This window comes from Acidisphaera rubrifaciens HS-AP3, assembly GCF_000964365.1.
GTDB lineage: Bacteria > Pseudomonadota > Alphaproteobacteria > Acetobacterales > Acetobacteraceae > Acidisphaera > Acidisphaera rubrifaciens.
In genome coordinates this window covers 1-248 of record NZ_BANB01000702.1, presented here as the reverse complement: position 1 = coordinate 248, position 248 = coordinate 1, and the positions used below count along the sequence as shown (strand labels likewise).

The 248-nt window shown below is 71.8% G+C and carries 1 protein-coding gene; it reads right to left on the bottom strand.

Translation table 11 applies throughout. From position 1 onward, the window contains the following. Nucleotides 1–206 (bottom strand): hypothetical protein (locus B8460_RS16620; RefSeq protein ID WP_148360661.1); only part of this gene is annotated, 206 nt, incomplete at its 3' end. Between the last annotated feature and the right edge of the window lie 42 nt (nucleotides 207–248).

Below are 248 nucleotides of genomic sequence, written 5' to 3'. Positions count from 1 at the left end.
CGGCGGCGGACCGCGGCGACTGGCCCCGTCGCCTCGGGCCGCGGCCGCAGCCAGCGCCGCACCGTGCGCCGCCGCTGCAGGATGATCACGGCAATCATGACGTGCCCGATCAGAGCGACGCCTTTGACGTAGGCCATGTGCGCGTGCCGGTACATGCCGAATAGCAGGCCGACCTCGCCGCCCGCATAGCCGAACACCGCCAGCACGATCAGCCGTCGCGCCCAACGCGTGCAATATCCCGCCGCACC